The sequence below is a fragment of the Pyxidicoccus sp. M6 genome (assembly GCF_055568925.1).
In genome coordinates, this window is record NZ_CM145714.1 from 11,280,891 (window position 1) to 11,294,450 (window position 13,560).

The following is a 13,560-nucleotide window of genomic DNA, read 5'->3' on the forward strand; positions in this document are numbered from 1 at the left end:
GGTTAGCACTCCCGGTCCATTGCGCGAGCGAGCAGGTAGAGCACCCACACCCCACGTGACGACCACAACACTGCGCGCAGCCAGTTGGTGGACACGAGCCGCCGGTGCGCCCGAGGGTCGTACCCGCCCCGGAGCACCTCGTGCTGGGGCACCTGGAGGAGGAAGGTGGAGGCCCAGAGGGCGAGGACGGCCAGGAGCCCCGCCCACGCCATCCACGCGGGCACGCCCGGCGGCAGGGGCCGGAAGACGAGCCAGATGGCGGTCGCCAGCTCGACGAGCATGGGGCCGCCCACCACCCAGGTGATTCGCCGGCCGTGCTCCACCGCGTAGGTAGGAAAGCCCGAGGCGCCCACCCGGGCGAAGAGGGGGTAGTGGACGATTTGGATGACGGTGATGACGCCCACCATGAAGAGGGTGGACGCCGCGTGCACGAGCCACAGCAGCCGGTCCGCGCCCGTCATGGCCGGGCCTCCGTTTGACGCACTGAATCCACAAGCCTGGGCTTCACTGCCGGAGGGTGCAAGTTTCCTGGGGGAGTTCCGTCCGGGAATGTCATGAAGAGCGGGCGAGCAGCCGGGATGCGCGACAGGAGCAGGACGCGGACGGGCTCCTACACATAGACTGCCGACACCTTGGAGCTGGAGCAGAACCCCTACTGGGTGGGCCGCTACCGACTGTCCGCGCGCATCGCGACAGGCGGCATGGCGGAGGTGTACCTCGGGCGGCACATCGGCGAGGACGGGACGCGAGGGCCGGCGGTGGCGGTGAAGCGGCTGATGCCGCACCTGGCCTCGGACCGGCGCGTCGTGCAGATGTTCCTCAACGAGGCGCGCATCACCGCGCAGGTGCGCCACCCCAACGTCGTCACGATTCTGGAGCTGGGCATGGAGGGCACGGAGCCCTTCATCGCCATGGAGCTCCTGGAAGGGCGCTCGTTCGCGGAGCTGCGCCAGGAGGCCGCGGAGCACGGCCAGCGCGTGCCGCTGGGAATCACGTTGCGCGTGCTGGTGGATGCGTGCCGCGGGCTGGACGCCGCGCACCGCGCCGTGGACGAGGCGGGCCGGCCGCTGCGCATCGTCCACCGCGACTTCACGCCGGACAACATCCACGTGGGCGTGAATGGCGCGGTGAAGGTCATCGACTTCGGCATCGCGAAGGCGGACGCGCTCGGCAGCGGCACCGAGCCCGGCGTGCTGAAGGGGAAGTTCTTCTACATGTCGCCGGAGATGATCGCCGGGCGGCCGGTGGACCACCGCGCGGACCTGTTCGCCGCGGGCGTGATGCTCTACGAGCAGCTCTGCGGCCGGCGCCCCTTCACGGGCCTGACGGCGGAGGAGGTGCTGGGGCGCATCGCGGAAGGGCGCCCGAAGCCGCCCACCGCGTTCGACCCGTCCGTGCCGGCGGCGCTGGAGCTGGTGTGCCTCACGGCGCTGGCGAGGGACCCGGCCGCGCGCTTCGACAGCCTCGAGTCGTTCATCGACGCGATGGAGGCCATTGGCGGCGAGGCGGAGGTGGCCACGCACGAGCAGCTCGCCGCGTACGTGGACAGACTCTTCCCACCGGACACGGACTCGAAGCGGCAGGCGCTGCGGCGCGCGCGGATGGCGGACCCGTCGCACGGGAGCACGCCTCCGGAGCACGTGTGGTCCGCGAATCTGCCGCAGTACGGCCACGCGGGAGGCGAACCGGGAGCCCCCGAGCGGGCCGAGGCCATGGCCCGCCCCCTGTCGCAGCCGGGCCTGGCGGGTGTCGGTACCGTGGCGGCCCGGCCCCTGTCTCAGCCGGGCACGGCCGGGGCCTGGCCCGCCACGCAGGACGCGGATGCACGGCCGCATGCGCGCACGGGCACTCCAGGCGCGAATACGGTCGTGGACCCGGGCGCGGGTTCGCAGCGGGATGGCAAGCCGCGTGCGGCTCCCGACTCGCATGTGACGGCGGGCGCGGCGCCTGGCAAGAAGTCCTCTCGAGTGGGCACCCTGCTCGCGGCGGTGCTGGTGCTGGGCGGGCTCGGCGGCGGTGCGGCGTGGTACTTCATGCGCCCTGCCCTTCCTCCCGCCGAGCGGCTGGCGAAGGCTCAGGCCGCGACGTCGGCCGAGGCGAAGGTGTCCGCGCTCGACGGCCTGGGCGCCGACGCGCGCGCGACGGCCGCGGAGCTCGCCCGCGCCGGAGCCCTGCTGATGGAAGCGGAAGCCTTCGCGCAGGCGCTGGAGCTGGCCGGTGCCTGGTCCGCCCGGTTCCCGAAGGACGTGGAGGCGCGCCTGCTCGAAGCGCGTGCGGCCACGGAGCTGAGCATGGGCAAGCGCGCCGAGCGCGCCATCGACGACGCCACCGCGCTGGCGCCCAGGGACCTGCGTCCGCAGCTCGCGCTGGCGGAGCTGCGCGAGCGCCAGGGCGACGTGCCCGGGGCGTTGGCCGCGCTGGCGAAGGCCTACGCGTTGAAGCCGCGCTCCTCCGAGGTGACGCCGCGCTACGGCCGCCTCCTCTCGCAGAGCGGTCGCCTGGACGAGGCCGCCACCGTGCTGGCCGCGTGGACGCGCGAGAATGACGACGACGCGCCGTGCCTCGCGGAGCTGGGCTTCGTGCGCTTCCGCCAGCAGCGCGTGGACGAGGCCGCCAGCCTCCTCCGGCGAGCGATTCGCAAGGACGCGCGGCTGTCGTTGGCGCACTACTACCTGGGCGCGGTCCTCTTCCGGCAGGGAGACACCTCGGGCGCCGAGCGCGCGTACCAGGAAGCGGACCGGCTCGCCCCGAAGGACCCGCGCGCCCTCACCGCCCGCTGCCAGCTCCACGCCCACACCGGCAACACCGCCGCCGTGGACGAGGTGAAGCGCGCGCTGGCGGAGCGCTTCCCCGACCGGGCCTCGGCCCTCGCGGCGGAGTGCTCGACGGGGAAGTGACGCGCGCTGCCCGCGCACCTACCCACCGTTGGGCAGCACGTCGAGGGACGCGGACATCACGATTCGCAGAACCATGTGAATGCCTCCCGAGCGTTCGGCGCAGGATGCCCCACGGAAAGTCCGGATGACAAAAGACACCTGTCCGGATGGCATCATCCGCAGGTCTCCACCACGTCACCGGCCCACGCCCCGCCATGCGCACCACTCTCCTCCCCCTCGCGCTCGTCGCCCTGCTCTCCGGGACCGCGTGCACGTCGTCCACCCATGACTCCCGCAGCAAGCCAACCGTCGACAGCGGCAAGGAGCCTCCCGTCCCCGAGCGCACTGCCTGCACCGGCCTCACCGTGGGGCCCGGCACCTACGACTGGACGGTGCAGCACGGCGGCCGCACGCGCGCCTTCCGCGTCCACGTGCCGTCCAGCTACGACGCCACCCGGCCCACGCCCGCCGTGCTCGCCTTCCATGGCTTCGGCTCCGACAACGTGAAGATGGAGACGCTCACCGGCCTGTCCACGCTGGCCGACACGGAGGGCTTCATCGCCGTGTACCCGCGCGCGCTCGGCCCGTCGGAAATCAGCGGCTCCGGAACCCAGGACTCGCCTAGGAGCTGGAACGCCGGCGGATGTTGCTTCCCGGCCCGAGGCGTCGTGGATGACGTGGGCTTCGTGGACGCATTGCTGGCGGACCTGGACACGCGCCTGTGCGTGGACACGCACCGCACCTACGCCATGGGCTTCTCCAACGGCGGCTACTTCACCTATCGCCTGGCCTGCGAGCGCGCGAGTCGCTTCGCCGCTGTCGCTCCCGTGTCCGGTCCGGAGAACGTCAGCCCCTGCACGCCGTCGCGCCCGGTGCCGGTGCTGCACTTCCATGGCACCGCCGACGACCTCATCCACTACGCGGGCGGCAACAACCTCGGCCGCTACGGAGACACCTACCCCGGCGCCGAGGAGACGGTGCGCCGCTGGGCGAAGCGCAACGGCTGCGGCGACACGCCGATGCGGACGTTCCAGAAGGCGGACAGCACCTGCGTCGCCTACACGGGCTGCGCGCCCGAGAGCGCCACCGCCTCGCTGTGCACCGTGCAGGGAGGCGAGCATGCATGGCCCGGCTACCCCAACTTCAACCACGGCACGTTGAACCTGGACGCCACGCGCGAGGCGTGGCGCTTCTTCAAGGAGAGACCCCGCCCATGAGCGCCCGAGCCCTCATCATCAACGCCGACGACCTGGGCTACGACCCGGCCGTCACCCGAGGCATCCTCCGCGCCATGCGCGAGGGCGTCGTCTCCTCGGCCACCTTCATGGTGAACACCCCCTTCTCCGAGGCCGCCGCGCGCGAGGCCCGGGGGCTGTCCATCGGCCTGCACCTCAACCTCGCCCGGGGCACGCCCGTGTGGAGCGGCTTCCCGCGCGCGCTGCTCGGTGACGAAGGCGGCTTCGTGGAGTCCCGCGCCGCCAGCCTCCCCGCGGACGTGGTGGAGGCCGAGGCCTTCGCGCAGCTCGCGCGCCTCGCGGGGCTGCTCGGCCGTCCCGCCACTCACGTAGACGTGCACAAGCATCTGCACCAGCACCCGCACGTGCTGGAGGGCCTCGCCCGAGCCGCGCGCTCGGCCGGGCTCCCGGTGCGCTCCATCGACGAGGGCATGCGGCGCACGCTGGAGTCCCACGGCGTGGCCACCAACGCGCACTTCATCGGCGACGCGGGCACGGAGGCGTACTGGACGCTGGAGCGCCTCGAGCAGCACCTCGCCTCGCTGCCCCGGGACGGCGTCATCGAGCTGATGTGCCACCCGGGCTACCGGCCCGAGACATTGAAGAGCGGCTACTCCGCCCAGCGCGAGGTGGAGCTGGAGACCTTCCTCCACCCGAAGGCCCGCGAGCTGCTGTCGAAGGCCGGCGTCGTCCCGGCGGACTTCCGCGTCCTCACGCCCGGGAGCTGACGCCCGCTTGCGGCGCGTCGGCCGTGGAGGCCACCACCGTCGCGGGACTGCGCCGCTCCACCATCAGCACGTTGCGCACCCGCGCCACCAGCTCGTCGGGGCGGTACGGACGGGTGCACAGCGCGGTGCCCTCCTGCGCCCACCAGGGCCGCTCGTCGCCCGCGAGGAGAATCGGCACCGGCCGCGCGCGCGGCAGCGTCGCGAAGGTTTCGAGGAAGACGCCCGCCTGCCCATGCGTGGCGCTGGTGGACAGGACGATGAGGTCCACCGGCAGGTGCGTGGCCCGCCGAAGCGCCTCCGCGCCGTCGCGCGCGGTGAGCACCTCGAAGCCCTCCGCCAGCAACACACGCTCCGCCACCGCCTCCTGCGTGTGGTCCTCGTCCAGGAGCAGCACCCGGCGCGGAAGCCGCTTCACCTCGTGCGCGGCCATGCGCGGCAGGCTCACCGTGAAGGTGCTGCCGTGCCCCTCCGAGGAGGACAGCGTCAGCGAGCCCCGGTGCAGCTTCGCAATCGAGTGGCTGATGAAGAGCCCCAGCCCCAGCCCGCCGAAGTTGCGGTGCGACACGTTGCGCGCCCGGTAGAAGCGCTGGAACACCTGCGACTGGTCCGCGCCCGGAATGCCGATGCCGTGGTCCTGCACGTGGATGCGCGCCTCGCCCGACAGCCGCTCCACCGTGACGGCGATGGGCTCGCCCGCGGGGCTGTACTTGTGCGCGTTCTCCAGCAGGTTGACGAGCACCTGCTCCAGCCTGTCGCGGTCGCCCTGCACCCAGACGCGCTCGCGCGGCACCTCCACGGTGAAGGGCCGCTCGAAGGCGGCGCGGAAGTGGTCCACCACCTCCGCCACCAACTGCCCCACCTCCAGCGGCGCGAGGTGCAGCGCCAGCTTCCCCGCATCCAGCCGCGACGCGTCCAGCAGGTCGTCCACCAGCCCCGCCAGCCGGTCCACCTGCCGCTTCGACTTGAGCACCGTGGCCAGCTCCACCGGCTGCCCCGCGGAGATGCGCCGCTCCATGGTGTACAGGCCCAGCTTCAGCGGGGTGAGCGGCGTCTTCAGCTCGTGGCTGGCGATGGACATGAACTCCTCGCGCACCTGGAGCGCCGCCTTCGCCTCGCGCAAGAGGCGCGCGTTCTCCACCGCCACCGCGAGCTGGTTCGCCGCCGCGCTCCACAGCTCCAACTCGCGCACGGAGAAGGACGTGCCCTGTTCCTTGTAGAGCAGCAACAGGCCCACCGTCCGGCGCGGCGCGCACAGCGGCACCGCGGCGAAGATGGAGCCCATGGCGTCCCCGTAGCCCCGCTGGATTCCGAGCTGCGCCTGCCGCGTCGCCAGCGCCTGGCGGAACGGGTCATCCTCCGAGTCGAAGGTGTCCTCCGGTGCATCCGCGCCCGCGAGGTCCGACACCGCGGCCCGGCGCAGCTCCGTGCTGTCCTCCTCGCAGAGGAACACCTCCGCGCGCCGCACCTGCGCGCAGCGCACCAGCGCCACCACCGCGGCGGCGCACACGCTGTCCACCTCCAGCGTCTCGCCCACCGCGCGGGCAATCTCCTGCACCGCCTGCGAGAAGGCCCCCTCGTCATCCACACCCGAGGGCTCCACGACGAGCCAGGCGCCCGGCTTCTCGCCCGCCTTCGCGGGCCGCACCTGCACGCGCACCTGCCGCAGCGCGCGCGTAATCACATGGCCGGTGTGGGGCCGGCCCTCGCGGATGGCGCGCTCCACCGCGTCCAGGCTGCGCCCGCGCTCCAGCGCGTCGAGCAGGTCGCCTCCGGCGCGCAGCTCCACGCCCGTCTTGTGGACAAAGCCCTCCTCGCACCACTGGACGCGAAGGTCCGGCCCGACGCGAATCAGGGCCAGCGGAAGGCACGAGAAGGCATCTTCGACGTCGGTGGGAAGCGGCATGTGGACGGGGCGGGGGGAGAGACCCACGGGGGATTATGAGCCCCTCCCCGGGCTGACAACCGGCCCTCCCCCCGGAATCCCCGCTGGTGGACGCCGGGCACGTTGGGGGGCCGACAGATGCCTCCCAGAGCAGCCGGCAAGCCGACAACCACGTACGGGATGACACTGAGCGTCGGTGTGGTAGACGACACCGTCATGCCCTCGCAGCCGTCCAAGGAAATCCAGACGTTCCCCAACCCCGCAGCCGACCGCGATTATGAAATCGCCTTCGACTGCCCGGAGTTCACCTGCCTGTGCCCCCTGACGGGCCAGCCGGACTTCGCCCGCTTCAAGATTACCTACGTGCCGGACCAGCTCTGCGTGGAGCTGAAGAGCCTCAAGCTCTACATGTGGTCCTACCGGAACGAAGGCGCCTTCCACGAGAAGGTCACCAACACCATCGCGGACGACATCATCAAGGCCATCCAGCCCCGCAAGCTCACCGTGGTGGGTGACTTCTTCGTGCGCGGCGGTATCGGCACCATCGTCACCGTCACGCACGAGAAGAAGAAGGCCTGAAGCCCCGCGCCGCCTACTCCTGCTCGGCGCGCTGCTTGAGCAGGTCGTCGGCGCGCTGCTGCATGTCCCCCTCAATCCGGTCGGCGGCCTTGCGCGCGTTCTCCAGGCCGCGCGCGGCCGCCGCCTCGGGGTCCGAGTGCGAGGGCCGGTACAGCGCGTACCAGAGCGCCGCGACGACGACGCCAATTCCCAGCACGAAGGTGACGATGCGTCCCATGGATGCCTCCTGAAGCCTTCAGCGGAAGAGCTGCTCGATGAGCGGTGCCCACTGCGACTGGCTCAGGTAGAGCCCCGCGCCCGCCGCGGAGATGACCGCGGCGATGGCGACGATGACCCACTTGAGGTTCTCGTTGGAGCTGGAGCGGGGCTCGTCGAACATCTCCACCGCGGCGTCCAGGTCGCCGGGACGCAGGAGCTGCTGCGCCTCCGTCTCCGTGAGCTTGTTGCGGTGGCGCAGGAAGGCGACGAGCAGCGCCGCGTGGGAGACCTGCACCTCCTGCGCGAGGAACACGTCCAGCTCGCGCCGCATGGCGGCCGCGTCCGGGAAGCGGTCCTCCGGCTTCACCTCCATGGCGCGCTGGATGATGCGCGCCAGCGGCGCGGGCACGTTGGGCGCCGCCTTCTGCAGCGGAGTGAACTTGCCGTCGCGAATCTTCGCGAAGACCTCGCCCGCCGTCTTGCCGTGGAAGGGCCGCGCGCCGGAGAGCGCCTCGTAGAGGAGCACGCCGAGCGAGAAGATGTCGGTGCGCCCATCAATCGGCGCGCCCGTCACCTGCTCCGGGGACATGTACGAGGGCGTGCCCACGGCCATGCCCTGCTGGGTGAGCGCCTCCAGGCCCACGTCCTTGGCGATGCCGAAGTCCATCAGCTTCACCTCGCCGGCCTTGGTGAGCATGACGTTGGCTGGCTTGAGGTCGCGGTGGATGATGTGACGGAAGTGCGCGTGGTCCAGCGCGCTGGCGATGCGCGCGGCGATGACGCCGGTGACGTCGGGCGGCAGCGGCCCCTCGCGGATGAGCGAGTGCAGCGTGGGCCCGTCCACCAGCTCCATCACCATGAAGAGGCTGTCGTTCTTCTCGACCAGGTCGTAGAGCGTGACGATGTTCTGGTGGCGGAAGGCGGCCAGCGCGAGCGCCTCGCGGCGGAAGCGCGACAGCGTCTCCTTGTCGCGCTGTCCCGCTGGGAGCAGCTCCTTGATGGCGACCTCGCGCTGCAGCATCTCGTGTAGGCCGCGGTACACGACGGCCATACCGCCACGGCCCAACTCTCCGAGCACGCGGTATGCGCCAATCTTCCGATGACGGGTGGCTTTCTCTGCGGGGGGCACGACGCGGAGGGTAGCGGAGCATGCGCGCACCGTCGATGGGCCGTGTGGCCACCCACCGGCCAGGCGGGTCCGAGGGGGGATGACTCCACGGAGGAGTCCGCTACCCTGCGTGCCCCCCATGAAGAACCTTCGATTCCTCGTCCCCCTCCTCGCCCTCGCCTCCCTCCAGGGCTGCATCTACCACCGCGGTCTCAAGGAGGCGCAGTCGTCTCCGTCCAAGTCGCACAGTTCCAGCAGCAAGCGAAAGGAGTGCGCCCCGAGCCAGTACTGGGACGGCGACCAGTGCCGTCACAAGGGCAAGGGCAAGGGCGCCCGCAAGCACGACGACTGACCTGGCGTGAGGCGGGACAGCCCGGGACTCACCCGGGGGCTGTCCCGCTCGCGCTCCGGGAGCGGTAGGGTGGGAGCTTCCATGCGCACCGAAGCCGCCCTCTCCCCGCTGCCCGTTCCGCTGCTGCCGTCCCTTTCGGAGGACGGCGCGGAGCGCATCACCCTGCTGGACGGCGGGACGGAGGCGTACCCGAGGATGCTGGAGGCCATCGCCTCCGCGAAGCAGCGGGTGCACCTGGAGGTCTACACCTTCGAGCGCGAGGGCGTTGGCGCGCAGTTCGTCGACGCGCTGGTGGCCGCGGCGAACCGGGGTGTGACGGTGAAGGTGGTGGTGGATGGCTGGGGCAGCATCAAGGCCAGCCGACACCTCACCGAGACGATGAAGGCCGCGGGCGCGAAGGTGCGCGTGTACAACCCGCTCACCTCGCTGTGCATGGGCCGCTCGTGGCGCAACCACCGGAAGATTCTCCTGGTGGATGACGCGGTGGCGTTCCTGGGTGGCATCAACATCGGGGATGCGTATGCGAACCACGGCGACGTGCAGGGCTGGGCGGACCTGGCGGTGGAGCTGCGAGGCGACATCTGCCGGCAGCTGGGCGCGAAGCTGCACGCGGGGACCTCGGCGCTGGCGTCCGGAGCGGTGAGCCTGTTCCTGTCGGGCTTCGGCGGCGGACACCGGCTGCGCAAGCGGTACCTGGCCGCGATTGATGGAGCGAAGCGCGAGCTGGTGCTGGCTCATGCGTACTTCCTTCCGGACATGAGCTTCGTGCGGGCGCTGAAGCGGGCGGCGCGGCGCGGGGTGAAGGTGTCGCTGCTGCTGGCGGGGCGGAGTGATGTCGTGTTCGCTCGCGCGGCGACGATGCGGCTGTACCGCGACTTCCTGCGCGCGGGCGTGGGCATCTACGAGTGGACGGCGTCCACGCTGCACGCGAAGGCGGCGCTGGTGGATGGGCAGAAGCTGCTGGTGGGGAGCTTCAACCTGGACCCGCTGTCGCTCGTGAATCTGGAGACGCTGGTGGAGGTGGAGGAGCCGCGCGTGTCGGCGCAGGCGTCGCTGTGGCTGGAGAAGCACCTGGCGGTGTCGCGGCGCGTGTTCCTGGAGGACTGCGGGCGCTCGCACGTGCAGCAGTGGCTGCTGGATGTGGTGGGGCTCGCGGTGGCGCGCTTCGCCGAGCGGTTCGCGAGCTTCATCGGGCGCAGGCGGCGGAGGTAGCGCAACGCAGGTTGCGGGTTCCCCTCATTCTGGAGGGGAAGCACGGTTCGTAGAGTCCCGCTCCTTCGGGAGGGGACATGCGACTGTCGTGGGTGGTGGTTTGTGCCGTGCTCGTCGGGTGCGCGGGGACTCCGGAGCGGAGGAGCTACCGGTTCGACTCGGCGTCGGCAGGATGCCGGCAGACGCCGGCCCTGTGTACGGCTGCGGCGGGGGAAGAGGCCGTCGTTCCGGGCATGAAGGCGGTGGCCACGAGCGCGGCCATGACCGCCGAGGTGCTGCGGCTGTTCATGGAGCAGCGGAGCGCCCTCGAAAGGGCGCTCGAGGAGTGTGCGGACCTGGCCCGCTCGCAGGTGCTCCTGGAGCTGTTCGAGGGAAGGATTCCCACGGAAGAGCAATGCAAAGCCGAGATCGAACAAGACGCGAAGGGCCGTCCCGTCACCCTGGCCATGAAGCTCGGCACGGAGATGCACGAGGTTGCTCGCAAATGTGCGCAAGCCAGGCTCGGAAGGCTGCGCCCCGGAGGCTTCAGCCTGGAACCGAGGTACCTCTATGACGCTGAAACGGGGAAATGGAGCCTGGTGAGCCGTGAGAAAGAGCAGTCCTTGCTGAAGGACGGTCCCCTCAGCGATCTGAAGGGATCAATCGTCCCCGACGTCGTCATCCACACCGATGACCCTCGCCAGGCACTGGCCGTCTACGACTTCAAGTTTCGCTGCGCGAACGCCGATGAACGACCCTCGTGGCGCCTGTACCCCGCAGGACATCCTCGGGCGGGACGCACTCAAGACAAGGTGTACAAAGAGGCATTGAGCCCACTGAGACCGCCCCGCATGATTGCGCCAAGGCTGGGAGTCATTTGATGAGTGAGCACCATCCGAGGATTCGCATCTACGCGAAGAGCGGAGCCCTCCTGATCCGGGACTCTCTGTGCATCAACTTCTATATGAGGCGCCCCCATCCGGAGGTCGCTTCCCAGGTCATGCGCTCGCTGGAGGTATATCTGCGCGCAGTGGGCTCCTCCGCATTCGATGGGTACACGGACGATGAGGGGTTTTGGCAGCGACTCGACGACGCAGCCTGGGAACACACCCGCCGCGCGCTGATGTACCCACTCTTCGCCAACATCAATCTGTCTGAGAGCACCAGCCGTGGGAGGCGCTACTGCTTCGACTACCACGGGCGAGCAACCAATGACCCGACCCTCCATAGCTACCCGAACGAAATATGCGCTGTCTCGTTCTGGCTGCCGTCCGAAATCCTGGAGGAACGCGGACCCTCCTGGGTGCGCGAATTGGCGCTCGAACTTGCCGCGCCGCTCCCCTTCTCCTCAGGAAACGCGGGGCTCGCATTCAACTGTCCGACACACCTCGTGGGTGTTTCTCAAGAGGTATCAAAATACTGTTTTCGATATCCCGGCATGGACGTGCCCGAGCCGGACTCGATTGCAGTAGACCTCGGCACGCGCGTCCGCAGCCCTTCCTGGCTGACCTTCCTGGGCCAGCCCGTGCTCGGTGAGCTGGGTGGAGCCGCGGGTCTGCGCTCCCGTCTCCACACTCCCGGAACCACCGTGCAGGAGATGGAGGACGACCGGGTTGTCATCACCCTCGGCCTCTGGCCCGAGGCGGGTGACACGGAACAGGGCAAGGACCTGCCCGCCTACCGGGAGCTGGCCCGCATCCTGGAGCCATGGACCTTCTGGGGTGAAGGCGAGAGCGTCCTCGGCCTGGACCCGGACGACGCCCGCCGCTGGGACCGCCGTTTCCTGGACTGAACACGCCTGCCACCGAGCTGTCACACGGCGCCCGGTGAGGTTCCCGCTGCGTGACGTGCCGTCGCGCCCTACACTCGACGGCACGACATGCCCACTCCGACCCTCCAGCCCGTTCTCGCCGCCATCGACGTGGGCACCAATGCCGTGCGCCTGGAGCTGGCGCGCCCGGACGCCGACGGCTCGCTCGAGACGCTGCACCAGGAGCGAGACCCCATCCGCCCCGGCGAGGGCGTCTTCGCCACCGGCACCATGCCGGAGGAGACGGCCGAGCGCCTCCTCTCCACCCTGCGCCGCTACGCCGCCCTCTGCCGCCGCCACAAGGCCACCGTGCGCGCCGTCGCCACCAGCGCCCTGCGCGAGGCGCGCAACAGCAATGACATCGTCCGCCGCGTCCGTGAGGAGGCCGGCCTCAACCTCGAAGTCGTGAGCGGCAAGGAGGAGGCCCGCCTCATCTGCCTCGGCGTCCTCCACCGCAAGCCGCCCAGCACGCGCTCCCTCCTCATCGACATCGGCGGCGGCAGCACCGAGGTCGCCACCGCCGTGGGCGAGAAGCCCGACAACCTCTGGAGCCTCAACCTCGGCTCCGTGCGTCTCACCGAGGTCTTCGAAGCCTCCGGCGCCGTGACGGCCAAGCAGCTCCGCCTCATGCGCAGCTTCGTCTCCGAGTCCCTCCGCAAGACGCTCCCAGAGGACCTCCCTCCCCTGCCCCGCGTCGCCCTCGGCTCGTCCGGCACCATCAACGCCGTCGTGTCCTTCGCCTCCAGCGAGAACAGCGGCAACGCCACCGTGCGCCAGCTCACCCACGCCGCGGACACGCTCGCGGACATGGCCCCCGACCGCCGGCGCAAGCGCTTCGACCCCAAGCGCGCGGACATCATCGTCTCCGGCGCCGTCATCCTCGAGGCCGTCGCCCGCCACCTCGGCATCGAGTCCGTCAGCGTCGTCAACCGCGGCTTGCGCGACGGCATCCTCGTGGACCTGCTCTACCGCCAGGACGAGGACCGCGAGGACCACAGCCTCGCCGACGCCGCCATCGTCATGGGCCAGCGCTTCTTCTTCGACGAGAAGCACGCGCGCCAGGTGTCCCGACTCTCCCTCGCCCTCTTCGACGGGCTCGCCGCCCTGCACCAGCTCCCCCTGTCCGTGCGCCCCTACCTCGAAGTCGCCGCGCTGCTGCACGACGTCGGCCACGCGGTCAGCTACGAGCGCCACCACAAGCACACGTACTACCTCATCCGGAACGCGGACATCCCCGGCCTCGCCGACCGTGAGCGGGAGCTCGTGGCCCGCATCGCCCGCTACCACCGGCGCAGCCCGCCGGACCCGGCGCACTCCGGCATGGACGGCCTCAACCCGACGGAGGTCCGCGTCGTGCGCAAGCTGGCCACGCTGCTGCGCGTGGCCAACTCGCTGGACTTGAGCCACCACCAGCCCATCAAGGACTTCAAGGTGACGAACGGCAGGGACGGCGTCTCGCTGCACCTGCACACGCGCCACCCGGTGGACCTGGAGCTGTGGAACGTGGAGCACGAGGTGGTGAACTTCCGCCGCGTCTTCGGCAAGCGGCTGTCGTTCCACGTCCACCACACGGGCTCGCGCTAGCGCCCGTCCGCCCGGCC

13 protein-coding genes are annotated in these 13,560 nt (G+C 70.5%); 9 read left to right on the forward strand and 4 right to left on the reverse strand.

From position 1 onward, the window contains the following. Window positions 1–2: 2 nt before the first annotated feature. A complete protein-coding gene (locus ACVTJA_RS44245) occupies window positions 3–461 on the reverse strand; it encodes a hypothetical protein (protein WP_465829802.1) in 459 nt (152 codons plus the stop codon). Window positions 462–701: 240 nt separating this feature from the next. On the opposite strand from ACVTJA_RS44245, the gene ACVTJA_RS44250 reads away from it, so the two are divergent. The 3 genes from ACVTJA_RS44250 (at window position 702) to ACVTJA_RS44260 (ending at window position 4,839) form a co-directional block, all read left to right on the forward strand. Next, a complete protein-coding gene (locus ACVTJA_RS44250; RefSeq protein WP_465840661.1) occupies window positions 702–2,897 on the forward strand; it encodes a protein kinase domain-containing protein in 2,196 nt (731 codons plus the stop codon). A gap of 194 nt (window positions 2,898–3,091) precedes the next feature. Next, complete coding sequence (locus ACVTJA_RS44255; RefSeq protein WP_465829804.1) at window positions 3,092–4,093, forward strand: extracellular catalytic domain type 1 short-chain-length polyhydroxyalkanoate depolymerase; 1,002 nt, start codon at window positions 3,092–3,094, stop codon at window positions 4,091–4,093. After that, complete coding sequence (locus ACVTJA_RS44260; RefSeq protein ID WP_465829805.1) at window positions 4,090–4,839, forward strand: carbohydrate deacetylase; 750 nt, start codon at window positions 4,090–4,092, stop codon at window positions 4,837–4,839. Before ACVTJA_RS44255 ends, ACVTJA_RS44260 begins: the two co-directional genes overlap by 4 nt. Here ACVTJA_RS44260 and ACVTJA_RS44265 read toward each other — a convergent pair. Beyond that, a complete protein-coding gene (locus ACVTJA_RS44265; RefSeq protein ID WP_465840663.1) occupies window positions 4,823–6,742 on the reverse strand; it encodes an ATP-binding response regulator in 1,920 nt (639 codons plus the stop codon). The genes ACVTJA_RS44260 and ACVTJA_RS44265 overlap by 17 nt on opposite strands. A 195-nt stretch (window positions 6,743–6,937) precedes the next feature. Here ACVTJA_RS44265 and queF point away from each other — a divergent pair, with 195 nt between their 5' ends. Continuing rightward, entirely contained in the window at window positions 6,938–7,300 is a 363-nt protein-coding gene (queF, locus tag ACVTJA_RS44270) for a preQ(1) synthase (RefSeq protein WP_465829807.1), read from the forward strand. Between the two features lie 13 nt (window positions 7,301–7,313). Here queF and ACVTJA_RS44275 read toward each other — a convergent pair whose 3' ends face one another. Together ACVTJA_RS44275 and ACVTJA_RS44280 are read right to left on the reverse strand one after the other, a co-directional pair. After that, window positions 7,314–7,517, reverse strand: coding sequence for a hypothetical protein (locus ACVTJA_RS44275; protein ID WP_465829809.1), 204 nt, complete (start codon window positions 7,515–7,517; stop codon window positions 7,314–7,316). Window positions 7,518–7,535: 18 nt separating this feature from the next. After that, window positions 7,536–8,549 carry a serine/threonine-protein kinase gene (locus ACVTJA_RS44280; RefSeq protein ID WP_465829811.1) on the reverse strand — a complete coding sequence of 338 codons (1,014 nt, stop codon included), beginning with the start codon at window positions 8,547–8,549 and terminating at the stop codon, window positions 7,536–7,538. Window positions 8,550–8,745: 196 nt separating this feature from the next. Here ACVTJA_RS44280 and ACVTJA_RS44285 point away from each other — a divergent pair, with 196 nt between their 5' ends. The 5 genes from ACVTJA_RS44285 (at window position 8,746) to ACVTJA_RS44305 (ending at window position 13,543) form a co-directional block, all read left to right on the forward strand. Next, window positions 8,746–8,958 (forward strand): hypothetical protein, encoded by a 213-nt coding sequence (locus ACVTJA_RS44285; RefSeq protein ID WP_465829812.1) that lies wholly within the window; start codon window positions 8,746–8,748, stop codon window positions 8,956–8,958. An 81-nt stretch (window positions 8,959–9,039) separates the two neighbouring features. Next, entirely contained in the window at window positions 9,040–10,170 is a 1,131-nt protein-coding gene (locus ACVTJA_RS44290; RefSeq protein WP_465829814.1) for a phospholipase D-like domain-containing protein, read from the forward strand. A 77-nt stretch (window positions 10,171–10,247) separates the two neighbouring features. Continuing rightward, window positions 10,248–11,030 carry a hypothetical protein gene (locus tag ACVTJA_RS44295; protein ID WP_465829815.1) on the forward strand — a complete coding sequence of 261 codons (783 nt, stop codon included), beginning with the start codon at window positions 10,248–10,250 and terminating at the stop codon, window positions 11,028–11,030. Window positions 11,031–11,149: 119 nt separating this feature from the next. Continuing rightward, entirely contained in the window at window positions 11,150–11,941 is a 792-nt protein-coding gene (locus ACVTJA_RS44300) for a DUF3396 domain-containing protein (RefSeq protein ID WP_465829817.1), read from the forward strand. An 87-nt stretch (window positions 11,942–12,028) separates the two neighbouring features. Further along, on the forward strand, window positions 12,029–13,543 hold the full coding sequence (locus tag ACVTJA_RS44305; RefSeq protein ID WP_465829819.1) for a Ppx/GppA phosphatase family protein: 1,515 nt from the start codon (window positions 12,029–12,031) through the stop codon (window positions 13,541–13,543). Window positions 13,544–13,560: the final 17 nt, after the last annotated feature.